Origin of the sequence: Streptomyces sp. SirexAA-E, from assembly GCF_000177195.2 — a bacterium.
Classification (GTDB): domain Bacteria; phylum Actinomycetota; class Actinomycetes; order Streptomycetales; family Streptomycetaceae; genus Streptomyces; species Streptomyces flavovirens.
The window spans coordinates 962231-984500 of the sequence record NC_015953.1 but is presented as its reverse complement, the minus strand read 5'-3'; the positions used below and the strand labels follow the sequence as shown (position 1 = coordinate 984500).

The window sequence follows — 22270 nt, the reverse complement described above, 5'->3', positions numbered from 1 at the left end:
AAGGGGCTCAACAGGCCCCGAGGTCCTGCCAGACGCCCCACTCACCGGTGGAGCCGGGCGTCTCGCCCTTGGTCCACCACTTCGCCTTCCAGGTGTGGGAGCCGTGGCTCACCGTCGCACCCGTCCCGTACTCGGCCGTGGCGCTCCACGCCGCCGGGGAGCACGTGCCGCCGCCCGGGTCAGGGCTGGGGGACGTGCCGGGGCCGGTGCCGGGTCCCGCACCCGGCTGGACCACCGTGGTCCCGCGCGCCAGGTCACCGGCGAGGGCGTACGTCGACCCGTCGAAGGCGACCGTCCAGTTGGACGGGGTCGACGTGGGCAGGTAGTAGACGAAGTCCAGCCGGACCGAGGCTCCCGGCGCCAGCGTCTGCCAGGCGGGCAGCTTCAGCGAGACGCGGTTGTAGTCGCCCTTCAGCCCGCCGACGTTGCCCGCCGCCGTGTGGTCGCTGCGGACGACGGTCGTACCGAAGCCCGACTGGTCCTTGGCGTTGGCCGGGGCCGAGGTCGCGTAGTCGAACCGGAACTCCGTGCCGCCCGGCAGGGTCGCCGTCGTGTTGTTGGTGATCCTCAGCTTCGGACCGATCGGATAGTTCGAGTCGCCCAGCGCGAACTGCTCGAACGACACGTCGATGTCGAGCGCCTGGGCCGGCAGGTCGATCGTGGAGCGCGTCGCACCGTACGGGGAGGCCGCCTTGAACTTCTCGTACATCGCCGAGGTCAGCGTGGAGCCCTGCTCGTACTGCCCCTTGGCCGCGTCCCAGCCGTAGTCGCCGGCCAGCTCCCAGATCATCGTGCCGCCGATGCCCTTGTCGACCACGTAGTCCGCCTTGGCGGCCACCGACTGCTCGTCCTCGGTGGACAGGAAGACCTTCTTCTGGGCGTTCCACAGCCACGGCGCCACCAGGGTGGAGTCGTACTTGCGCGTGTAGGTGCCGGTCAGCGTGGTGTCCGCGGGGAAGCCGTACTGCGTGACGTAGTCGCCGACGATCCCCTTCTCCAGGTTCTTCGCGTGCCACATCGGGTTGGAACCGGCCGGGGACTCCTTGCCGTTGGCGTCCAGGTCGTGCCAGAGGTTGTCGATGCCGACCGCGCCGTCACCGCACTTCGTGAGTCCGGCGCCCGCCGGGCAGTCGGTGGTGGCGGCCTTGCCCCACAGGCCGTCGGTGCCGCCCTGCACGTTCTTGAAGCCGCGGGTGTAGTACGGCAGCCCGATGTTGATCCGGCCGGCCGGCATGGAACCGCGGAAGTAGTGGTAGGCCCAGTCGGTGTTGAGGTAGCCGACGCCGCCGTACTGGGACGTCGAGTACACGCCCGCCTGGGCCAGTTCGGCGTCCTTGCCGTCGTCGAAGAGCGAGGCGTTGGGGCCGACGTACTCGTTCCAGGCGCCGTGCAGGTCGTAGGACATGATGTTCACGTAGTCCAGGTACTTCTGGACCTGGAAGGTCTCCATGCCGCGCAGCAGATAGCCGGAGGAGGGCGCGGCGACGGTCAGCAGGTAGTGCGTGCCGTCGGCGGCGGACGCGCGGTCGAGCTTCTCGCGCAGGGTCTTCATCAGGGCGCCGTACCCCTTGACGAGACCGGCCCGGCGCGCGTTGGCCAGGGTGTGGTCCAGCGGGTTGCCCGCGTCCTTCATGGTCGTCGGGTACTCGTAGTCGATGTCGACGCCGTTGAAGCCGTACTTCTTGATGAAGGCGACGGTGGAGTCCGCGAAGGTGTCGATGCCCTTCTGGTTGACCGATCCGTCGGCGTTCGTGGCCATCGAGTAGAAGCCGCCGGAGTCCACCCGGTCGCCGTTGTCGTCGAAGTAGCCGCCCGTCTCGGCCCAGCCGCCCACCGAGACCAGCGTCTTCACGTCCGGGTGCTGCTTCTTGAACTTGCTCAGCAGGTTGAAGTGGCCCTTGTAGGGGAGCGCGGGGTCCATCTCGGCGCCCGCCACGCCCGGCCAGGTCATCCCCGTGGAGGCGTTCCGCGGGCCGTCGGAGCCGACGGAGATCTTGTTGTCACCGTCGACGTGCGCGAACGCGTAATTCAGATGGGTGACCTTGTCCCAGGGGATGTCCGAGGCGAGGTAGGCGTCCTTGCCGTCCTTGCCGGTACGCCAGCTGGTGAAGTAGCCGATGACGCGCCGCTGGTGGTCGGCGCCCATCTTCTCGCGGCCCTCGGTGTCGTACACGGAGCAGTAGGGCACGTCGACGCCGGGCGTCCGGTACAGCCCGTCGGGACGACAGGACTCCTGGTCGGCGGTGGCGGCCGACGGGGTGGCGGCGGCGGTCGAGGGGATGACGGCGAGCGCGCCCAGCAGCAGTCCGGCGACGGCCGCGACGGCTGCCGGCAGGGTGGGTCTCGCTCGGGTGGGGGACAGCATGTGTTGTTCCTCCTGGGGAGGTCGGCTGAACACAACTGGCAAGGAGATGAGTCGCACGGGGATCCGGGTGTGCGCACACCCGGGCAGACGTTCCTCGGAGGTGACGCAGAGATTAAGAGGACTAGACCAGTGAGTCAATAGGTCTGGACCATTCCGCCCTCCAGCCGTTCGCCGGCCCCGCCCTGTGAGCCGCGCCACAGGAGGCACCCGTTCGGCCCGAAGTCGACCGTGGCACAATGAGTCCTGTACCAGCAGCAGCGCACTCCGGGGTCGGTGCAATTCCGAACCGGCGGTTACAGTCCGCGACCCGTCCGCATCCAGCGGCCGGTTGACCAGGTGAGATTCCTGGACCGACGGTTAAAGTCCGGATGGGAGGCAGTGCGCGGCGGGCCGTCACAGGTACGCCGCCGTCGGCGGACGGGCTTGTCGGGGTTTCCCGGCGCAGCCGCGTCCTCGCCATCGGTTCCGGCGTCCCCTGTTGCGTTCCGCTTCATCTGTCGTCATCGACAGGCCCCGGAGTCCGTGCCCGAAGAGGCAGGAGGACCCGGTGGGCACCACGGCCGACATCACCGCCATGCGGCGCGCGATCGCGCTCGCGGCCCGCGGTCTCGGCGCCACCAGCCCCAACCCGGTCGTCGGCTGTGTCGTCCTCGACGCCGCCGGGCAGCCGGCCGGCGAGGGCTTCCACCGGCGCGCCGGAGGGCCGCACGCCGAGATCCACGCCCTGCGCGAGGCCGGCGAGAGGGCCCGCGGCGGCACCGCCTACGTCACCCTCGAACCCTGTAACCACACGGGCCGCACCGGCCCCTGTGCCCAGGCGCTCCTGGACGCCGGGATCCGCCGTGTCGTGTACGCGGTCGGCGACCCGAACCCGCAGGCCACCGGTGGCGCGGACACCCTGCGCGCGGAAGGCGTCCAGGTGGAGCAGGGCCTCCTCGCCGACGAGGCGGAGACCGGCAACACCGCCTGGCTCACCTCGGTGCGCCTCGGCCGCCCGTACGTGCTGTGGAAGTACGCCGCCACCCTCGACGGCCGGGTCGCCGCCGCCGACGCCACCAGCCGCTGGATCACCTCCGCCGAGTCCCGCGCCGACGTCCACCGGCTGCGCGCCGAGGCCGACGCCGTCGTGGTCGGTTCCGGCACGGCCCGCGCCGACGACCCCCAGCTGGGCGTACGCGGCATCGACGGCGCCGTCCAGCCGCTCCGGGTGGTCGTCGACACCGGCGCCACCGCCGTGAAGCCCGGCGCCCGGGTCCTCGACGGCTCCGCGCCCACGCTGGTCGCCGTCGCCGAGGACGCCGACGCCTCCCACCTCCCGAAGGACGCCGTGCTCCGGCTGCCGCGCGCCGCCGACGGCCGCGGCCTCGACGTCCCGGCACTGCTCGCCGCCCTGCACGCGCGCGGCGTCCGCTCCGTACTCCTCGAAGGCGGCCCCGTGCTGGCCGGCTCCTTCGTCGCCGCGGGAACGGTCGACACCGTCGTCGGCTATCTCGCCCCGGTCCTCCTCGGTGCGGGCCCCGCCGCCCTCGCCGACGCCGGAATCACCACCCTCTCCCAGGCGTTGCGCCTCGCAGTGACCGAGACCGTCCGCATCGGCCCCGATCTGCGCGTCACCGCCGTCCCCGTCCCTGCTCGGAAGGGAAACTGAGTGTTCACCGGAATTGTCGAAGAACTGGGTGAGGTCACCGCCGTCGAGAAGCTCGACGACGCCTCCCGCTTCCGACTGCGCGGCCCGGTCGTGACCGAGGGCGCCAAGCACGGCGACTCCATCGCCGTCAACGGCGTCTGCCTCACCGTCGTGGACCTGGACGGGGGCGAGTTCACCGCCGACGTGATGGCCGAGACCCTCGACCGCTCCAGCCTCGGCGCGCTGACCACCGGCTCCCGGGTCAACCTGGAGCGCCCCATGGCACTCGGCGGCCGGCTCGGCGGCCACATCGTCCAGGGCCACGTGGACGGCACGGGCCGGATCGTGGAGCGCACACCCTCCGAGCACTGGGAGCTCGTGAAGGTCTCCCTCCCCGGCGGCCTGGCCCGTTACGTGGTCGAGAAGGGCTCGATCACGGTCGACGGCGTGAGTCTGACGGTCGTCGACGCCGGCGCCGACCACTTCACCGTCAGCCTGATCCCCACCACCCTCGCCCTGACCACGCTCGGCATCAAGGGCCCCGGTGACCCGGTCAACCTGGAGGTGGACGTCCTCGCGAAGTACGTCGAGCGGCTGCTCGGCGCGAGCTCCGCGACAGAGCCGGGGGAGCCGGTCGCATGAGCGCCGTCGACTGGCTGAACTCCGAGGCGTTCACCGCCGTCGGGCAGCACATCATCTGGTCGGACATGCTCGGCAACACCATCGGCCTGTTCGCCCTGGCCCTCGGCTGGCTCCGCTCGGTGTGGACCTGGCCCGCCCAGCTCCTGTCCGGCCTCGTCCTCGTCGCCGCCAACGTCTCCGTCCAGCAGGCGGGCAGTGTCGGCAAGCAGCTGATCGTCATCGCCGTCGCCGTGTGGGGCTGGCAGCAGTGGACCCGCGGCAGGCGGCAGGCCCAGGACGGCTCCCTCGCCGTGCGCTTCGCCACCTGGCGCGAGCGCGGCTACCTGCTCGGCGCCGCCGCCCTCGGCACCCTCGCGGTCGGCGGGCTGTTCACCGCGTTCCCCTCGCTCTCCTGGAGCCCGTGGGCGGACGCGTACATCTTCGCCGGCACCCTCGTCGCGATGGTCGCCCAGGCCCGCGGCATGGTCGAGTTCTGGTTCGCGTGGCTGCTCGTCGACCTCGTCGGCGTCCCGCTCAACTTCCACAGCGGGCTCGCCTTCTCCGGTCTCATCTACGTCGTCTACGGCGCCCTCGTCCTGTGGGGTATGCGCGACTGGTGGCTGCGCACGCGGACACCCGCTCTGGAAGGAGCCACGGCATGAACGCCGCCCCGCACGACCTCTTCGCCGATGAGCTGAAGCTCGACCCCGTCGCCCAGGCGGTCCGCGACATCGCGGCCGGACGGCCCGTCGTGGTCGTCGACGACGAGGACCGGGAGAACGAGGGCGACCTCGTCGTCGCCGCCGAGAAGGCGACCCCCGAGATCGTCGCGTTCATGATGAGCGAGTGCCGCGGCCTGATCTGCGCGCCCATGGAGGAGGAGGAGCTGGAACGCCTCGAACTCCCGCAGATGGTCGCCCACAACACCGAGTCGATGAGGACCGCCTTCACCGTCTCCGTCGACGCCGGGGCCGCCCACGGCGTCACCACCGGCATCTCCGCGGCCGACCGCGCCACCACGCTGCGGATGCTGGCGAACGGCAAGGCCGTTCCCGGCGACTTCGTACGCCCCGGCCACATCTTCCCGCTGCGCGCCCGGGCCGGCGGCGTCCTCGTCCGCAACGGCCACACCGAGGCCGCGGTCGACCTCGCCCGGCTCGCCGGACTGCGGCCCGCCGGAGCCATCGTGGAGATCGCCGGCGAGGACGGGGTGATGCTCCGGCTGCCCGAGCTCGTCCCGTTCGCCCGCAAGCACGGCCTGACGATCATCTCCATCGAGGACCTGATCGCCTACCGCCGCAGCGCCGAGCCGACCGTCCGCCGCGAGGCCGAGGTCCGGCTGCCCACCGCGTTCGGCCCGTTCACCGCGTACGGGTACCGCTCCACCGTCGACGGCGTGGAGCACGTCGCCCTCGTGCACGGGGACATCGGCGACGGCCAGGACGTCCTGGTCCGGGTCCACTCCGAGTGCCTGACCGGCGACATCTTCGCCTCCCAGCGCTGCGACTGCGGCCCCCAGCTGCACGCCTCCATGGACCGGGTCACGGCGGAGGGGCGCGGCGTCGTCGTCTATCTGCGCGGCCACGAGGGCCGGGGCATCGGACTGCTGTCCAAACTCCGCGCGTACGAGCTCCAGGAGCGCGGCACCGACACCCTCGACGCCAACCTCGAACTCGGTCTGCCCGCCGACGCCCGCGACTACGCGGCCGGCGCGCAGATCCTCACCGATCTCGGGGTGCGCACCCTGCGGCTGATGACCAACAACCCGGACAAGACCGCGGCCCTCGTCCGGCACGGGCTCGGCATCACCGGCCGCGTCCCCATGCCCGTCCAGGCCGGCGAGCACAACCTGCGGTACCTGCGCACCAAGCGCGACCGTATGGGACACGACCTGCCCTGGCTCGACGCGCCCGCCGCGTCGGCCTGCGGCAACCAGTAAGCACCGACGAACACCAGGAGAGACATGAGCGGCAAGGGCGCACCCGAACTGTCCGTACGCAACTGCGGCGACCTCCGGGTCGCGGTGATCGCGGCCCAGTGGCACGAGAAGGTCATGGACGGACTCGTCGACGGCGCCCTGCGCGCCCTGCACGACCTGGGCATCGACGAGCCGACACTGCTGCGGGTACCCGGCAGCTTCGAACTCCCGGTGGTCGCCAAGGTCCTCGCCGGCCGCGGCTACGACGCGATCGTCGCCCTCGGTGTGATCATCCGCGGCGGCACCCCCCACTTCGAATACGTGTCCCAGGGCGTCACCAGCGGCCTCACCCAGGTCACCGTGGACACCGGGGTCCCCGTCGGATTCGGTGTCCTCACCTGTGACACCGAGGAGCAGGCGCTGGACCGGGCCGGGCTGGAGGGCTCCAACGAGGACAAGGGGCACGAAGCGGTCACCGCGGCCGTCGCCACCGCCGCCACCCTGCGCACCGTGAGCGAACCCTGGCGCTGAGCGGCCACCGGCACCCCGTATTCTGAGGACCATCATGGCGAACAAAACCTTCGAAGAGCTCTTCGCCGAGCTCCAGCTCAAGGCCGCCGAAGGCGACCCCTCCACCTCCCGCACCGCCGAACTGGTGGACAAGGGCGTGCATGCCATCGGCAAGAAGGTCGTCGAGGAGGCCGCCGAGGTCTGGATGGCCGCCGAACACGAGGGCAAGGAAGCCGCCGCCGAGGAGATCTCGCAGCTGCTCTACCACGTCCAGGTGATGATGGTCGCGCGGGGGATCTCCCTCGACGACGTCTACGCCCACCTCTGAGCACACCCGCACACCCCCGACTCCCTCCGCACGAAGGAAAGCTGACCTCATGCTGCGCATCGCCGTCCCCAACAAGGGTTCACTCTCCGGGCCTGCGATGGCGATGCTCCATGAGGCCGGCTACCAGCAGCGCAAGGAGTCCAAGGAGCTCGTCCTCGTCGACCCCGTCAACGAGGTCGAGTTCTTCTATCTGCGCCCGCGCGACATCGCGATCTACGTCAGCTCCGGCCGCCTCGACATCGGCATCACCGGCCGTGACCTGCTCCAGGACTCCGGGGCCGAGGCCGAGGAGATCCTCCAGCTCGGCTTCGCCCGCTCCACCTTCCGCTACGCGACCAAGCCCGGCACGGCGACCGGCCCGCAGGACTTCGGCGGCATGACGATCGCCACCTCCTACGAGGGCATCGTCGCGGCACACCTGGCCGACGCGGGCGTCGAGGCCTCCGTCGTCCACCTGGACGGCGCCGTCGAGACCGCCATCGAGCTCGGCGTCGCCCAGGTCATCGCGGACGTCGTCGAGACCGGCACCAGCCTGCGCAACGCGGGACTGGAGGTCATCGGCGAGCCGATCATGACCTCGGAGGCCGTGGTGGTCCGCCGCAAGGGCGCCGTCGGCGACGACCCGAAGGTGCAGCAGTTCCTGCGCCGCCTCCAAGGTGTCCTGGTCGCCCGCAGCTACGTGATGATGGACTACGACTGCCGCGTCGAGCACCTGGAGCGCGCCGTGGCCCTCACCCCCGGTCTGGAGTCGCCGACCATCTCCCCGCTCCACCACGAGGGATGGGTCGCCGTACGCTCCATGGTCGCCGCCAAGGAAGCCCAGCGGATCATGGACGACCTGTACGAGCTGGGCGCCCGCGCCATCCTCACGACGGCCATCCACGCCTGCCGCCTCTGACGGCAGGGACCCCCAGCCACGAAGGACGCACCCGCATGTCCGCCCCCCTCCCCGCCCTTCCGGCCACCTTCCGGCCCACCCGCACCCGGGTGGTCCTGCTGACCGTGGGACTGGCGATGTTCGTCGTGATCACCGCCATCGCGATGCTCCTGGAGAACCTGAGCCCGGGGGAGCGGACCAGCTTCGTCTTCGTCGCCCTGCTCTTCTTCGCCGTCCTCGCCCTGCTCAGCAGACCGAGGATCGTCGCCGACGAGAGCGGGGTCACGGTCGTCAACATCACCCGGACGCGCCGGCTGGCCTGGGCCGAGGTCGTCCGCGTCAACCTGCGGGCCGGCGACCCGTGGGTCTTCCTCGACCTCAGCGACGGGACCAGCCTGCCCGCCCTCGGCATCCAGCCCGGAATCGCCCGGGAACACGCCATCCGCGACGCCCGCAGCCTGCGCGCACTCGCCGAGATCCACGGCAGCGGAGTGGACGAGGGCACGCGCAACGGCTGAGCCCCCTGCCCCATACGGCCTCTTCTTGATTACTCTGGAGGACGGCGGCGCCCAGTGCGCGCCCCGCCCCGCACCAGAAGGTCCATGAGACCCGCGGGGCATTCCTGCGACCCAAGGAGTGACTCCCTCCAGCAATGGACGGATCGTCCGGTAGTACCTGCGCCGCCCTCTCCCCGGAGGCGGCGGCATGACCACCCCCCTGTTGCTGCTCACCGCGGCATTCCTTCTCATCCTCGCCAACGGATTCTTCGTGGCCGCCGAATTCGGTCTCGTCACGGTGGAACGGGCGGACGCCGAGCGCGCCGCCGCCGAAGGCGACCGCCGGGCCCGCACCGTCGTCGGTGCCCTGCGTGAACTCTCCTTCCAGCTCTCCGGCACCCAGCTCGGCATCACCATCACCTCACTGGTCGTGGGCATGCTCGCCGAACCGGCGCTGGCCCAGCTGCTGGCCGGACCGCTCACCGCCACCGGTCTGCCCCGAGGGGCCGTCCCCGGCGTGAGCGTCGTGATCGGCATGCTGCTCGCCTCCGCCGTCCAGATGGTGATCGGCGAGCTCGTCCCGAAGAACTGGGCGGTCTCCCGGCCGCTCCAGGTCGCCCGGTTCGTCGCCGGACCCCAGCACCGCTTCTCCGCCGCCCTGCGCCCGGTGATCAGCGTGCTGAACACCGCCGCCAACCGGCTGGTGCGACTGCTGGGCGTGGAGCCCACCGACGAGCTGGCCTCCGCCCGCACCCCCGGCGAACTGGTCTCCCTGGCCAGGCACTCCGCCGAGGCGGGCACCCTGGAACAGGACACCGCCGACCTCTTCGTACGGACACTCTCGCTGGCCGGGCTGACCGCCCAGCACGTGATGACCCCCCGGGTGAAGGTCAGCGCCCTCCAGTCCTCGGCGACCGCCGCGGACGTCCTCAACCTCACCCGGGCCACCGGCCTCTCGCGCTTCCCCGTCTACCGGGAGCGCATCGACGAGGTCGTCGGCATGGTGTACCTCAAGGACGCGCTGGCCGTCCCCGCGGGGGACCGGCAGCGCACCCCCGCCGGCCGCATCGCCGTGGCCCCGCTCCTGGTCCCGGAGACCCTGCCCGTGGAGGAGCTGCTCCGGTGGCTCCGCAAGGAGCAGCCCATCGCCGTCGTGGTCGACGAGTACGGCGGCACCGCCGGTGTCGTCACCCTCGAGGACATCATCGAGGAGCTCGTCGGCGAGGTGCGCGACGAGCACGACGCCGAGGGCGCCGACCGCCCCGACATGACCCCCGTCGTCGCCGACGACGGACGTTCCGGCTGGGACGTCGAGGGCAGCTGCCGGGTGCTCACCCTGCGGCGGATAGGCCTCGACGTGCCCGAGGGGCCGTACGAGACGGTGGCCGGGCTGGTCGCCGACCTGCTGGGCCGCATCCCGGCCCCCGGCGACCGGGCCGAACTGCCCGGCTGGCGGATCTCCGTCCGCCAGGTCGGCCACTACCGCGCCGAGCGGGTGCGCCTCGTCCGGCTCACGGACCTCCCGGCGGGCACGGCACCGCACGAGCCCGCCCCGGTGCTGCTGGAGGCCGTGCGATGAGCCTCGTACAGCTGGTCTTCGCCGCCCTGCTGGTCCTGGCGAACGGCTTCTTCGTCGGGGCCGAGTTCGCGCTCGTCTCCGTACGGCGCAGTCAGATCGAACCCCTCGCGGCGGGCGGATCGGGCCGGGCCAGGCAGGTCCTGTACGGCCTGGAGAACCTGCCGCAGATGATGGCCGCGGCACAGTTCGGCATCACCGTCTGCTCGCTCACCCTCGGCGCGGTCGCCGAGCCGACCGTCGCCCACCTCCTGGAGCCGGTCTTCCACGCGGTCCACGTGCCCGAGGGGCTCATCCATCCGCTCGGCTTCGTGCTGGCCCTCGTCTGCGTCGTCTTCCTCCACCTCGTCATCGGCGAGATGGTCCCGAAGAACCTGGCGATGGCCGCCCCCGAGAGGACCGCCCTGTGGTTCAGCCCCGGCCTGGTCGGCTTCGCCCGGCTCTGCCGGCCGGTCACCGCCGGACTCGGCGCCTGTGCCCGAGGCGTGCTGCGGCTCTTCGGCGTGGAGCCGAAGGACGAGGTGGAGGCCGTCTTCACCAGTGAGCAGCTCAACCGTCTGGTGGAGGACGCCGGACAGGCGGGGCTGCTGGAACCCGAGGCGCAGGAGCGTCTGGAGGACGCCCTGGAGCTGGGCAGCAGGCCCGTCACCGACGTCCTGCTGGAACGCGCCTCGCTGGTCACCGTCGACCCGTCCGTCACCCCGCGGCGGATCGAGGAGCTGACCGTCGCGACCGGCTTCTCCCGGTTCCCCGTCTGCGCGGAGGGCGGCGGCCCCTTCATGGGCTACCTGCACGTCAAGGACGTCCTGGAGCTGGAGGACGGCGAGCGTGCCGTCCCGCAGCAGATCTGGCGCCCGATGGCGACCGTACGGGCGGAACTCCCGCTGGACGACGCCCTCACGGTCATGCGCCGCGCCGCGACGCACCTCGCCCAGGTGGCCGACGCCTCGGGCCGGGTGCTCGGGCTGGTCGCCATGGAGGACGTGCTGGAGATGCTGGTGGGCGAGGTCCGCGACCCCGCGCACCGTGTCTCGGTTCCGCGCCGCACGGTTCAGGTGCCGACGGAGCAGAAGGCGATGGCCCCGCTGGGACTCACCGGCTGATGCGCCACCCGTCCCGCCGGCCGGCCGAGAAGGGAACGGCCGGCGGGACGCGTACCGTCACAGGGCCCCCGGCTCCTGTGTGCCCCGGCCCGCCGGGCCCCGCCCGGACAGCACCTCGCCGTACGCCTGCATCAGGTCCGCCAGCCGCAGTGTCGACAGGTCGGTCCGCGTCGGGGCGGCCGTGCAGCCGGAGAGCCGCAGGTCACGGTAGGCGCAGCTCTTCTCGTAGAGCGTGCGCAGGAAGCGGCCGTTGCCCAGCTCGTCGATCCAGCCCTGGCCCACCACGTGCCCGCTGATCGAGCGCAGCTCCTCCAGCGACTCCTCGTCCCAGACGTCGCCGTTCTCGGCGGCCAGGACCTCCCCGATGGCGGTGAGTTCCAGGGGGCGGTAGCTGGGGAAGTCGACCCGGGTCGTGAACCGGGAGGACAGGCCCGGGTTGGTGGAGAGCAGCCGGTCCATGCCCTCCGGGTAGCCGGCGAGGATGACGACGAGATGGTCCCGGTTGTCCTCGGCCCGCTTGAGGAGGACCTGCAGAGCCTCGTCGCCGTACGCGTCCCCCTTGCTGTAACCGGAGTTGGAGAGGCTGTACGCCTCGTCGACGAAGAGGACCCCGCCCAGCGCCGAGTCGATCAGCTCGTTCGCCTTCACCGCCGTCTGCCCGAGGAACTCGCCCACCAGGTCGGAGCGCTGGGCCTCCACCAGGTGGTCGCCGCCCAGCAGGCCGAGCGCGTAGAACACCCGGCCGAGAATGCGGGCCACCGTGGTCTTGCCCGTTCCGGACGGGCCGGAGAAGACGAAGTGCCGCTTCGGGGGCTGCACCGGCAGCCCCTGCTCGGCCCGCAGCCGCGCCATGTTCAACTGGGCGGAGAGCGCCTTGACCTGGCGCTTCACGGGTTCGAGCCCCACCATGCGTTCGAGCTCGGCCAGTGCCTCGGCCAGCAGGGCCGGATCGCTCGGCCCCGCAGGGAAGACCGGCGCGGGCGGCCGCCCCTTGCCCCGCGGCTTCTCGCGCGCCCCGCCCGTCCGGGGTGGCGGCACCGCCGCGCCGGGGATCTCCCGCGGGTCCCCGCCCAGCCAGGGTTCGGGCCCGTCCACCAGATCGGTGCCCAGCACCATGTCCCCGTCCGGCAGCGCCTCCGCGCCCGTACCGTCCGAGCCGAAGCCGGCCAAGGACATCGGGGCCAGGTCGGCCGTCTCGTCGTAGCCGTCGCCCTCGGAGATCGCCGCGAGCCGGGCCGAGGTGTCCATGAACGCCGGGTCGACGCGGTGCACCGCCCGGTACAGCGGCAGGGCCGCGGCGCTGCGGCCGGTGCCCTCGTGGGCCCGCGCCAGCCAGTAGCGCAGCTCTTTGCGCTGCGGCTGTTCGCTGCGACAGCGCATCAGGGCGGCGGACAGCAGGGGTTCGGCCTGGCCGTACATCTCCAGCCGGACCCGGGCCATGCCGCCGAAGAGCCCCGCCTCGATGCCCAGCAGCGGGTCGTCCACGAGAGGCTCGGTGGTGCGTACGAGCTGTTCCCAGTCCTTGACCAGATAGGAGCGGCAGGCGTGCAGGAACCGCACCTGCGGATCCGTGTCCACCGGCGGCAACCCCGCCAACGCCCGGTCCAGCTCCGGCACATGGCGTCCGTCCAGCCAGTGCGACGCGTGCGCGAGCAGCAGGTCGCGCGGGCTCTCCAGCACCGGCTGCACCCACCAGCCCAGCCAGTACCAGGAGTTCAGCGTGCGCCGGTGACGGCTGCGCTGCTCGCCGAAGCGGTCGCGATGGCGGTACATGCGTAACAGCGCGGTCGTCGTGTCGATCCGCAGGGCATGGAGGCCGAGCCAGCCGTCGGCCATGCCGGGATCGAGGCGTACCGCCGCTCTGAACTCCTCCTCGGCCTGCGGGTAGGCGCCCATCGTGTAGGCGTCCACGCCACGCAGCCAGGCGAGGTCGGCCGGGGCCTGCGCGCCCTGCATGCCGATGTCCATCAGGTCCCCCACAAACCGTGCCCCCAGAATGTCCCAGCCCGCACAGCATGCCCACCGGGGCGCTCCGAATCACCGTGCGAGGAAAGGGAATTGCCCACACCCGGGTGCATCGTACCCGTGTGGTCACCGGGCGGGAGAGGGGCTGATCGGTGCTCTCGGAGGTGACGCACGGTGAAAAAGGGGTGTCGTGGGGCGGCTTCCGGGCGGCCGGAAGGCGAGGTGCGAGGGCAGAACGAAGCCCCCGATCACGGGGGAACAACCGGGGGCTTCGCGTCCGCGGGGCTCCGAAAAGCCGCACATTCAGAACGTAAGACCTGTACACCCCCTGGGTCAAGCCGAGTTGAGGGAGTGGTGAGGCGATTCGTGGAGGGTTTTCCGACCGTCCTTACCGGGCCCTCTCATTCCTCACCCTGTGTGATGATCCGACTCTTCCCTGCCGTCGCCCGAGGCCCTTCCGTCCACACATAACCTTCGGGAACCTGACGGATCACCACGTCCGCACAGGGGTACGACGGGTCCCGCGCGAAATGCCGCTCCTCGGCGACGGTCCAGCCGTCCCAGAACTCCGTGAGACCGGGACCGTCGCGGAGCCTGCCCCGCTCCCAGGACCTCGTACGGTCCAGCTCGATCCACAGCAGCGCCGCGAGGTACGGCCGCAGCGCGGCCCGGCCGGCCCCCACCCCCTCGATCAGCACCACCGGGGCGGGAGGGAGCGTCCGAGGCGGGCCGAAGCGCCGGGCGGTCCAGTCGTACGGCGCGTACCGCGCGGGCTCCCCCCGCGACAGGGGGACGAGCACCTGGTCCCGCAGCCGGTCCGTCCACGCGAAGAGCTCCTCGTGCGTGGCCAGGTCGTCCAGATGAAGCACGGGGGCGCCGCCGAGCGCGGTGGCCAGCCGGGCGGCGAACGTGGTCTTGCCCGAGCCCGCGTGGCCGTCGACCGCGATCAGCCGCACCGGCCCCGTGGACGGCGGCAGTCGGAGCAGCCGCCGGGCGGGGCCCGCCAGATCGTCCATGCGTCCACCCTAAGGGCCGCCCGTCGGTGCCCCGTCGGGCGGCCACCCGTCCGGAGCAGTCGCAGGTCACGTCAGTGGAGCAGACCAATATTGCTTCGGCGGCACAGGCCGAATCACTGGTCGGATCCGGCCGTGACCCGCGATAGTTGGCCCACCGATCGGTACCGCAGCCCCATACCCGTCCACGACCGGGGGTCTCGCCCATGACCAGACCGACTTCACGCAGGTCCGTCCTCACCGCCGCGCTCGCGGCCGCGGCCGGAGCGGGCACGGTGGCCGCCGCCGGTCCCGCGGCGGCCGCCCCCACCCGTACCTCCTCCTCGTCACCGGGGGCCGCCTCGCTCGTGGACAACCGTTTCTGGAGCACCCGCACCGACTGGACACGCGGCTTCGCCGCCGGAACCCGCGTGGTGGCCGGCCCCCGCCCCGGCCTGGTCATCGGCACCGCCACCGCGACCACCGACTACACCGACCCGCACACGGGCGTGACCACCACCTGGGAGTACGCGACCTGGACCTCGCCGGTCCACCGCACCGCCGTCCCCGCCACCGAGGTGATCGCCTCCTGGAACGCGCACACACCCGCGGGCACCTGGATCCAGATCGAACTGCGCGGCCGCTACGACGACGGCACCGACACCCCCTGCTACGTCATGGGCCGCTGGGCCTCGGGCGACGGGGACGTCCGGCGGACCTCCGTCGACGACCAGAGCGACGGGCGGAGCTCGGTCTGGACCGACACCCTCGCGGTGGACGACGCGGCGAACGGGGTGCGGCTCGTCTCCTACCGGCTGCGGCTCACCCTCCACCGCACCCCCGGTAGCCGCCTCACCCCCACGGTCCACCGCGCCGGCGCGATGTCCTCCGCCGTCCCGGACCGCTTCACGGTCCCGGCCGCCCCCTCCGCCGTCGCCCGTGAGCTGGCGGTGCCCCGCTACTCGCAGAACGTCCACGTGGGGGAGTACCCCGAGTACGACAACGGAGGCGAGGCGTGGTGCAGCCCCACGTCCTCCCAGATGATCATCGAGTACTGGGGGCGCGGGCCCTCCGCCGACGACCTCGCCTGGGTCAAGCCGGGCATCGCCGACCCCCAGGTCTGCCACGCGGCCCGGTACACCTACGACCACCAGTACGAGGGCTGCGGCAACTGGCCCTTCAACGCCGCCTACGCAGCGACCTACCGCGACATGAACGCGGTGGTCACCCGGCTCGGATCCCTGACCGACGTGGAACGTCTGATCGGCGTGGGCATCCCGGTCATCACCTCGCAGTCCTTCCTGAAGGAGGAGCTGACCGGGGCCGGTTACGGCACATCGGGCCACCTGATGACGGTCATCGGCTTCACCGCCGACGGCGACGTGATCGCCAACGACCCCGCCTCGCCGGACAACGAGGCGGTGCGCCGTGTCTACCGTCGGCGCGAGTGGGAGAACATCTGGCTGCGGACGAAGCGCTACGACGCGAACGGCCAGGTCAGAAGCGGTACGGGGGGTGTGTGCTATCTGTACTGGCCGACACGCCCGACACTCGGTCAGCAGCGCGTGCTGCGGTCGTTGGGGGTGCTGTGAAGTCCTCGCCCCACAAGGGGCTCCGCCTCCCGGCGGCAGCGGACTCCCTCGGCTCCACCCGCGGGACCGTGCTCAGGGCCGCGCACGCCCGGGCACGGTCACCGGCCCGGCGGCGGGAAGCGGCCGACGAGGCGCTAAGCCGACGCGCTCCCCGGGTGCAGCACCACCTTCGTCCAGCCCGGCTCACGCGCGTCGAACTTCTCGTACGCCTCCGGGGCCCGGTCGAGCGGGAGTTCCTGCGAGACGAGGAACGACGGCTCCGCCACCCCGCCCGCGATGAGGTCCCGCAGCGCGCGGTTGTACCGCTTGACCGGTGCCTGGCCGGTCCCCATCGCCTGGCCCTTGAACCACATGAGCCCGTAGTCGAACGGCACCTTGCCCTTCGCCTCCAAGGCGTTCTGCGCCTTCTTCCCGCCCGGGTCCTCCGGCAGGAACACCCCGACCACCCCGATGCGGCCGGTGAACCGCACGGAGTCGACGAGCTGATTGAGCGTCAGCGCGGCGTCCTCCTCGCCCTGGGGGTCGTGCGCCTGGTAGCCCACGCACTCGCAGCCGTTGTCCGCGCCGAGCCCCAGGGTCGCCTCCTTGACCACCTCGGCGGGGTCCTGCTCCCTCGTGTCGATCGGGATCGCCCCCACCTGCTCGGCCAGCTCCAGCCGGTCTTCGTGGTGGTCGGCGACCCATACGCTGCCCGCCCCCTTCAGGACGGCCGAGTACGCGGCCATCAGGCCGACCGGGCCGGCCCCGAAGACCACCGTCCGGTCACCCGGCTTCACTCCGGCCATCTCGGTGGCGTGGTAACCCGTGGGGAAGATGTCCGCGAGCATCACGTAGTCGTTCTGCCGCGCCGCCGCGTCCTCGCCGAGCCGCAGGGCGTTGAAGTCGCCGTACGGCACCCGCAGGTACTCCGCCTGACCGCCGGCGTACGGGCCCATCTCGGCGAACCCGTAGGCGGCGCCGGCCAGGGCCGGTTCGGGCTGCATGGTGAGGCAGTAGTTCGTCAGCCCTCGTTCGCACTGCTTGCAGAAGCCGCAGGCGATGTTGAAGGGCAGGACGACGTAGTCACCCACCTTCACCTTGCTCACCCCGGGGCCGGTCTCCACCACCTCGCCCATGTTCTCGTGCCCGAGGCTGCGGCCGGGCTCGAAGGACGTACGGCCCTCGTACATGTGCAGATCGGAACCGCAGATGTTGGTGGAGGTGACCCGGACGACGATGTCGTTCGGGTCCTCGATCCTGGCGTCGGGGACCTCGGTGACGCTGACGTCACGCGGGCCGTTGTAGACCACTGCCTTCATGCCGAACCGCACTTTCCGACCACGCACCGCGTCCCGGGCCGCCGTCCCGGCAGCACGGGCTGCGGGTGGTCCGCTTGGTTGTCGCGGGTGCCCGGCGCAGGTCGTCCCGGGGACGCGTACCCGCGTCGGGCTCACCCCTCCAGCGTGGCACCGGCCACGCGGCGTGGCGACCGCTGAGGGGCCCGCGCGGAGGGCCGGGGACCGTGTGGTGTCGCCCACAGCCCGAGCGGCCCGCCCGGCCGCTCCGGACCCGTGGGCGCGGTGCGGCGGCGGGGCGGAGCGGGAAGCGGAGGGGCGCGGAGGACCGGGGCGCTGTGACGCGGATCTCTACCCCGCGGCCCCCTTCCGCTGGCACTGTGGTCGGGTCACGGGGGACCCCCACTGCCGAACGACCGAGTGAGATGCCATGACCGCGACGACTGCCGCCGAGAACCTCCGCCGCGCCCGTACCGGCGGCCCCGACGACGGGCCGAAGGTGCTGGAGCACATCCTGGGCTGGACCCTCGTCGTGGTCCTCGCCATGTTCGTCACGCAGGCCGGGCTCATGTGACCCCGGGCCGTACGACGGCCGCCGCGGCCCGAGCGGCCGCGGCACGCGGAAGGGCGGGGCGCCCGCCCGGCACCCCGCCCCTGCCCACCCTGCTGTGCGTGTACCCCGTCGGCGCTAGTTGATGGCCTTGATCAGCTCGCCGTCCGACGTGTCACCGCTGAGCTCCCAGAAGAAGGTGCCGCCCAGCCCCTGCTGGTCCTTGTACTCCATCTTCGTGGCGATGGTCGCGGGGGTGTCGTAGCTCCACCAGTCCGAGCCGCAGTGGGCGTACGCCGTCCCGGCCACGGTGCCCGTGACGGGGCAGCTGTCCTTGAGGACCTTGTAGTCCTCGATGCCCGCCTCGTACGTCCCCGGGGCGGCCCCGGTCGCCGTACCGCCCGGCTCCGCCTGGGTCACGCCGGTCCAGCCGCGCCCGTAGAAGCCGATGCCCAGCAGCAGCTTCTCCGGCGGGATGCCGAGTCCCTTGAGCTTGGAGATCGCCGCGTCGCTGTCGAAGCCCTCCGTGGGGATGCCCGGGTACGAGGTCAGCGGGGAGTGCGGAGCCGTCGGGCCCTGCGCCGCGAACGCGCCGAAGAAGTCGTACGTCATCGGGTTGTACCAGTCCAGGTACTGCGCCGCCCCCGCGTAGTCCACGGCGTCGATCTTGCCGCCGTCCGAACCGTCGGCGGTGATGGCCGAGGTGATCAGATTGCCGGTGCCGAACTTCGCCCGCAGGGCGGCCAGCAGCTCGCCGTAGGCGTCGCGGCCACTGGTGTCGCAGGTCAGACCGCAGGCGTTCGGGTACTCCCAGTCGATGTCGATGCCGTCGAAGACATCGGCCCAACGGGGGTCCTCCACCAGGTCGTAGCAGGACTCGGCGAAAGCCGCCGGGTTCTTCGCGGCGTCGGCGAAGCCGCCGGACCAGCTCCAGCCGCCGAACGACCAGATGACCTTCAGGTCCGGGTGCAGCTTCTTCAGCTTGCGCAACTGGTTGAAGTTGCCGCGCAGTTCCTGGTCCCAGGTGTCGGCCACGCCGTCCACCGACTGGTCGGCTGTGTAGGCCTGCTCGTGGTCGGCGTAGCTGTCGCCGATGGTGCACTTGCCGCCCTGGACGTTGCCGAAGGCGTAGTTGATGTGCGTGAGCTTGTCCGCCGAACCCGACGTCTCGACGTCCTTGACGTGGTAATCACGGTCGTAGACACCCCAGTTGGTGAAGTATCCGACCACCTTGTCGCCGGCCGCCGTGGGGACGGCCTCTGTGGCCGCGGAGGTGGCCGCGGAGGTGGCCGCGGCGGGGACCGCGGCGGGGGTCGCGCCCGCCGGTGACGTACCCGCGACTCCGAGCAGGGCGGCGCCGAGCGCGCCGGCGCAGGCGGTTGCCGCGAGCGCCTTGAGGCGGGTGCGGGAACGGTGAATTCCGGTCATTCTGGCTCCTCGTGGGGGAGGGCTTCCGTGGTTGCCGGGCTCGGGTCCGCGCTTGGCATGGACGCGATGAGGCATGGGGGAGACCGTAGGAGGACTAGACCAGTTGGGTCAATGGTGCGGACCAATTTTCCTGATCATCGGACACCGCGACCCGGTGACGGGGACGCTCCGATCGGGCATACTCAAGCCGCCACAGCCGCTGGCCAGCGACTCTCGCGATCCGAGAGGGCAGGATTCGGCTGGGGAGACATGGATGTCCGGGCATCGCCCGGGACCACCCGGCGGCGCCGCTCATACCCCGCGCGTGCCCGTCGCAACGCCCGACAGGGAGGAGAGCGCCGTCATGTCCGACCGTGCCCCGCAGCCGGTGGAACGCCGACTGCCCACCGAGGAGTCCCGGCAGCTCGTCGCGCTCGTACGCGACATCGCGTCGAAGGAGATCGCTCCCCGGGCCGCCGAGGAGGAGGAAGCGGGCCGTTTCCCGCGCGAGGTCTTCACCCTCCTCTCCGCATCCGGCCTCCTCGCCCTGCCGTACGACTCCGCGTCCGGCGGCGGCGACCAGCCGTACGAGGTCTACCTCCAGGTGCTCGAAGAGCTGGCCGCGGCCCGGCTCACCGTCGGCCTCGGCGTCAGCGTCCACTCGCTGGCCTGCCATGCCCTCGCCAACTTCGGGACCGGTGCACAGCGGGCCGCCCACCTCCCGGCGATGCTCACGGGCGGCCTGCTGGGCGCCTACTGCCTCTCCGAGCCCGCCTCCGGCTCCGACGCCGCGTCGCTGCGCACCAAGGCCGTACGGGACGGCGACGACTGGGTCCTCACCGGTACCAAGGCCTGGATCACGCACGGTGGGATCGCCGACTTCTGCACGGTCCTGGCGCGCACCGGGGTGGAGGGCCCGCGGGGCATCACCGCCTTCCTGGTGCCCGGTGACGCCGAAGGGCTCGGCGCCGCGCCGCCGGAGAAGAAGATGGGCATGAAGGGATCGCCCACGGCCCAGCTGCACTTCGACGGGGTGCGGATCGGCGACGACCGCCGGATCGGCGACGAGGGGCAGGGCTTCGCCATCGCCCTGTCCGCGCTCGACTCGGGGCGGCTGGGAATCGCCGCCTGCGCCGTCGGGGTGGCCCAGGCGGCCCTCGACGAGGCGGTCGGATACGCCACCGGGCGTCGCCAGTTCGGCCGCCCCGTCGCCGACTTCCAGGGCCTGCGCTTCATGCTCGCCGACATGGCCACCCGCATCGAGGCCGGGCGCGCTCTCTACCTGGAGGCCGCCCGGCTGCGCGACGCCGGTCTGCCGTTCTCACGGCAGGCGGCGATGGCGAAGCTCTTCTGCACCGACGTGGCCATGCAGGTCACCACCGACGCGGTCCAGGTGCTCGGAGGGTACGGCTACACGCTCGACTTCCCCGTCGAGCGGCTGATGCGCGAGGCCAAGGTGCTCCAGATCGTCGAGGGCACCAACCAGATCCAGCGGATGGTCATCGCCCGCCACCTCGCGGGTCCCGAGTCCCGCTGAGCCGTACGGGCCGGTCCGACCAGACCGGTGTCGTCATGATCCGGTTCCACTCGTGGTCCTGGCGGCCCGGCAGCGTCCGGCCCGTACTCTCCCAATGCCGCGACAGGGCCCGGTAGACGGGCGGATCGGTGGTGTGCGGCGCGGACTGCGGGGGTGCCTCGGAGGAGGGCCGGGCAGGTTGCGGAATCGATTCTTCCGGTGCCGGAACGGTGAGACGGCGGCGCGCGGGTCCGGCCGACGAGGGCAGCGTGGTCATACCGGAACAACGCGCGAAGAACCCCGGGGTCACCCTCCCGCGCACTTCCTCGCCGTATGCCCGACTCCGGGCGGATACGGGCCGGAAGGGGCCTCTCGCCCGCCCGGAGCGTGGCCGCACGGGCGCCTCGCCCCGGCCCCGGACGCACGGACGCCGCCGCGCGGACCAGGTCCGGGCGGCGGCGGAAGGCGCTCCGCGTCAGGCGGCGCGGCGCTGCACGGGCGGCAGCCGCAGGGGGCGCGAGCCCGGACCCCCGGCGTGCGAGAAGGGCTGCATCCGCCAGTCGAGGCCCTGAGGGAGCGTCAGCAGCAGCCCGGCCTCCTGCTCCTGGACCTCCGGCGACTCGTCGGCCGGACGCGCCTGGGAGGCGGTACGGCCGGTGCCGGCGCAGACGGTGAGTACGAACGGGTTCCACGGAGTGGGGCACAGCGCGTGCTCGGGCAGCACGTCCTCGTCCGCCAGCAGGGCGATGGGCTGTGTGCAGTCCGGGCAGATCACGCGGTACATCTCGAAGGTGTCGTACGCGTCGGGAGCGGTGTCCTCGTCCGGATCGACGGGCTCCGGTTCGATACGTCCGGTGAGCTTCAGGCTCTGCATGGGATATTCCCCCCTCGGGTGGGCCGGCTCGGCGCCACGGCCTCGACCACAGCAAGCACTTCCCGTCGGCAGTCGGCCGTAACCTCCAGGTCGGCGGCTACCCATCCGTAGCTCTGTGGTGTTGGTCACATGCCACCCGAACGCGTGCTTCCGGAGCTCCTACGGCTGTGCCTGGAGGCACTCGGGGCCATAGGTTGATCCGCATGGAGGAGCTGGACCGTCAGATTGTGGAGTTGCTCGTCAAGGACGGGCGGATGAGCTACACCGACCTGGGCAAGGCCACCGGCCTGTCCACCTCGGCCGTTCATCAGCGCGTCCGCCGGCTGGAGCAGCGCGGGGTGATCCGCGGCTACGCCGCGGTCGTCGACCCCGAGGCCGTCGGCCTGCCCCTCACCGCGTTCATCTCGGTGAAGCCGTTCGACCCGAGCGCCCCGGACGACATCGCCGAACGGCTTGCCGGAGTACCGGAGTTGGAGGCCTGCCACAGCGTCGCCGGCGACGAGAACTACATCCTCAAGGTGCGGGTCGCCACCCCCCTGGAGCTGGAGCACCTGCTGACCCGGATCCGCTCGCTGGCCGGCGTCTCCACCCGTACGACCGTCGTCCTGTCCACCCCGTACGAGGCGCGGCCCCCGAGGATCTGAGGCGCCGGCCGGGGCTTGTCGGAGGGGGGCGCGG

The 22270-nt window shown here is 71.7% G+C and carries 20 protein-coding genes and 1 riboswitch; of the genes, 14 read left to right on the top strand and 6 right to left on the bottom strand.

The window, feature by feature from the left end:
* Positions 1-7: 7 nt before the first annotated feature.
* The gene (locus SACTE_RS04165; RefSeq protein WP_014044780.1) at positions 8-2365 is read right to left on the bottom strand and encodes a chitinase C-terminal domain-containing protein; all 2358 of its coding nucleotides are present in this window, start codon (positions 2363-2365) and stop codon (positions 8-10) included.
* Between the two features lie 255 nt (positions 2366-2620).
* Positions 2621-2751: riboswitch (FMN riboswitch) on the top strand.
* A 161-nt stretch (positions 2752-2912) separates the two neighbouring features.
* Here SACTE_RS04165 and ribD point away from each other — a divergent pair.
* The 10 genes from ribD (at position 2913) to SACTE_RS04115 (ending at position 11422) form a co-directional block, all read left to right on the top strand.
* Positions 2913-4013 carry a bifunctional diaminohydroxyphosphoribosylaminopyrimidine deaminase/5-amino-6-(5-phosphoribosylamino)uracil reductase RibD gene (ribD, locus tag SACTE_RS04160; protein ID WP_014044779.1) on the top strand — a complete coding sequence of 367 codons (1101 nt, stop codon included), beginning with the start codon at positions 2913-2915 and terminating at the stop codon, positions 4011-4013.
* Positions 4014-4634: a riboflavin synthase gene (locus SACTE_RS04155; RefSeq protein ID WP_014044778.1), complete on the top strand. Its 621-nt coding sequence runs from the start codon at positions 4014-4016 to the stop codon at positions 4632-4634.
* On the top strand, positions 4631-5275 hold the full coding sequence (locus SACTE_RS04150; protein ID WP_014044777.1) for a nicotinamide mononucleotide transporter family protein: 645 nt from the start codon (positions 4631-4633) through the stop codon (positions 5273-5275). Before SACTE_RS04155 ends, SACTE_RS04150 begins: the two co-directional genes overlap by 4 nt.
* Positions 5272-6552, top strand: a complete 1281-nt coding sequence (locus SACTE_RS04145) for a bifunctional 3,4-dihydroxy-2-butanone-4-phosphate synthase/GTP cyclohydrolase II (RefSeq protein WP_014044776.1) — start codon at positions 5272-5274, stop codon at positions 6550-6552. The genes SACTE_RS04150 and SACTE_RS04145 overlap by 4 nt, the downstream gene beginning before the upstream one ends.
* Positions 6553-6576: 24 nt before the next feature.
* Entirely contained in the window at positions 6577-7062 is a 486-nt protein-coding gene (ribH, locus tag SACTE_RS04140) for a 6,7-dimethyl-8-ribityllumazine synthase (protein WP_014044775.1), read from the top strand.
* 34 nt (positions 7063-7096) lie between these two features.
* Complete coding sequence (locus tag SACTE_RS04135; protein ID WP_014044774.1) at positions 7097-7369, top strand: phosphoribosyl-ATP diphosphatase; 273 nt, start codon at positions 7097-7099, stop codon at positions 7367-7369.
* A gap of 49 nt (positions 7370-7418) precedes the next feature.
* A complete protein-coding gene (gene hisG / locus SACTE_RS04130; protein ID WP_014044773.1) occupies positions 7419-8267 on the top strand; it encodes an ATP phosphoribosyltransferase in 849 nt (282 codons plus the stop codon).
* A gap of 35 nt (positions 8268-8302) precedes the next feature.
* Positions 8303-8764 (top strand): PH domain-containing protein, encoded by a 462-nt coding sequence (locus SACTE_RS04125; RefSeq protein ID WP_014044772.1) that lies wholly within the window; start codon positions 8303-8305, stop codon positions 8762-8764.
* A gap of 187 nt (positions 8765-8951) precedes the next feature.
* Positions 8952-10322, top strand: coding sequence for a hemolysin family protein (locus SACTE_RS04120; RefSeq protein ID WP_014044771.1), 1371 nt, complete (start codon positions 8952-8954; stop codon positions 10320-10322).
* Positions 10319-11422 carry a hemolysin family protein gene (locus tag SACTE_RS04115; protein WP_014044770.1) on the top strand — a complete coding sequence of 368 codons (1104 nt, stop codon included), beginning with the start codon at positions 10319-10321 and terminating at the stop codon, positions 11420-11422. The genes SACTE_RS04120 and SACTE_RS04115 overlap by 4 nt, the downstream gene beginning before the upstream one ends.
* A gap of 57 nt (positions 11423-11479) precedes the next feature.
* Here SACTE_RS04115 and SACTE_RS04110 read toward each other — a convergent pair whose 3' ends face one another.
* Both SACTE_RS04110 and SACTE_RS04105 read right to left on the bottom strand, forming a co-directional pair.
* Positions 11480-13390, bottom strand: coding sequence for an AAA family ATPase (locus SACTE_RS04110; RefSeq protein WP_019993688.1), 1911 nt, complete (start codon positions 13388-13390; stop codon positions 11480-11482).
* A 398-nt stretch (positions 13391-13788) separates the two neighbouring features.
* Entirely contained in the window at positions 13789-14403 is a 615-nt protein-coding gene (locus tag SACTE_RS04105) for a hypothetical protein (protein WP_014044768.1), read from the bottom strand.
* Between the two features lie 203 nt (positions 14404-14606).
* Between SACTE_RS04105 and SACTE_RS04100 the strand changes: the two genes are divergently transcribed.
* Positions 14607-15971: a peptidase C39 family protein gene (locus tag SACTE_RS04100; protein ID WP_014044767.1), complete on the top strand. Its 1365-nt coding sequence runs from the start codon at positions 14607-14609 to the stop codon at positions 15969-15971.
* Positions 15972-16105: 134 nt separating this feature from the next.
* Here SACTE_RS04100 and SACTE_RS04095 read toward each other — a convergent pair whose 3' ends face one another.
* Positions 16106-17269 carry a glutathione-independent formaldehyde dehydrogenase gene (locus SACTE_RS04095; protein ID WP_014044766.1) on the bottom strand — a complete coding sequence of 388 codons (1164 nt, stop codon included), beginning with the start codon at positions 17267-17269 and terminating at the stop codon, positions 16106-16108.
* A gap of 406 nt (positions 17270-17675) precedes the next feature.
* Here SACTE_RS04095 and SACTE_RS33925 point away from each other — a divergent pair, with 406 nt between their 5' ends.
* Entirely contained in the window at positions 17676-17819 is a 144-nt protein-coding gene (locus SACTE_RS33925; protein ID WP_014044765.1) for an SCO1431 family membrane protein, read from the top strand.
* Positions 17820-17933: 114 nt separating this feature from the next.
* Here the strand turns inward: SACTE_RS33925 and SACTE_RS04090 are convergent, their stop codons facing one another.
* Entirely contained in the window at positions 17934-19223 is a 1290-nt protein-coding gene (locus SACTE_RS04090) for a glycoside hydrolase family 18 protein (RefSeq protein ID WP_014044764.1), read from the bottom strand.
* Positions 19224-19566: 343 nt separating this feature from the next.
* Here SACTE_RS04090 and SACTE_RS04085 point away from each other — a divergent pair, with 343 nt between their 5' ends.
* Positions 19567-20739 carry an acyl-CoA dehydrogenase family protein gene (locus SACTE_RS04085; RefSeq protein WP_014044763.1) on the top strand — a complete coding sequence of 391 codons (1173 nt, stop codon included), beginning with the start codon at positions 19567-19569 and terminating at the stop codon, positions 20737-20739.
* Between the two features lie 454 nt (positions 20740-21193).
* On the opposite strand, the gene SACTE_RS04080 is transcribed toward SACTE_RS04085, so the two are convergent.
* Positions 21194-21592, bottom strand: a complete 399-nt coding sequence (locus tag SACTE_RS04080) for a hypothetical protein (protein WP_014044762.1) — start codon at positions 21590-21592, stop codon at positions 21194-21196.
* 203 nt (positions 21593-21795) lie between these two features.
* Here SACTE_RS04080 and SACTE_RS04075 point away from each other — a divergent pair, with 203 nt between their 5' ends.
* The gene (locus SACTE_RS04075) at positions 21796-22236 is read left to right on the top strand and encodes an Lrp/AsnC family transcriptional regulator (protein ID WP_014044761.1); all 441 of its coding nucleotides are present in this window, start codon (positions 21796-21798) and stop codon (positions 22234-22236) included.
* The last annotated feature ends 34 nt before the right edge of the window (positions 22237-22270 follow it).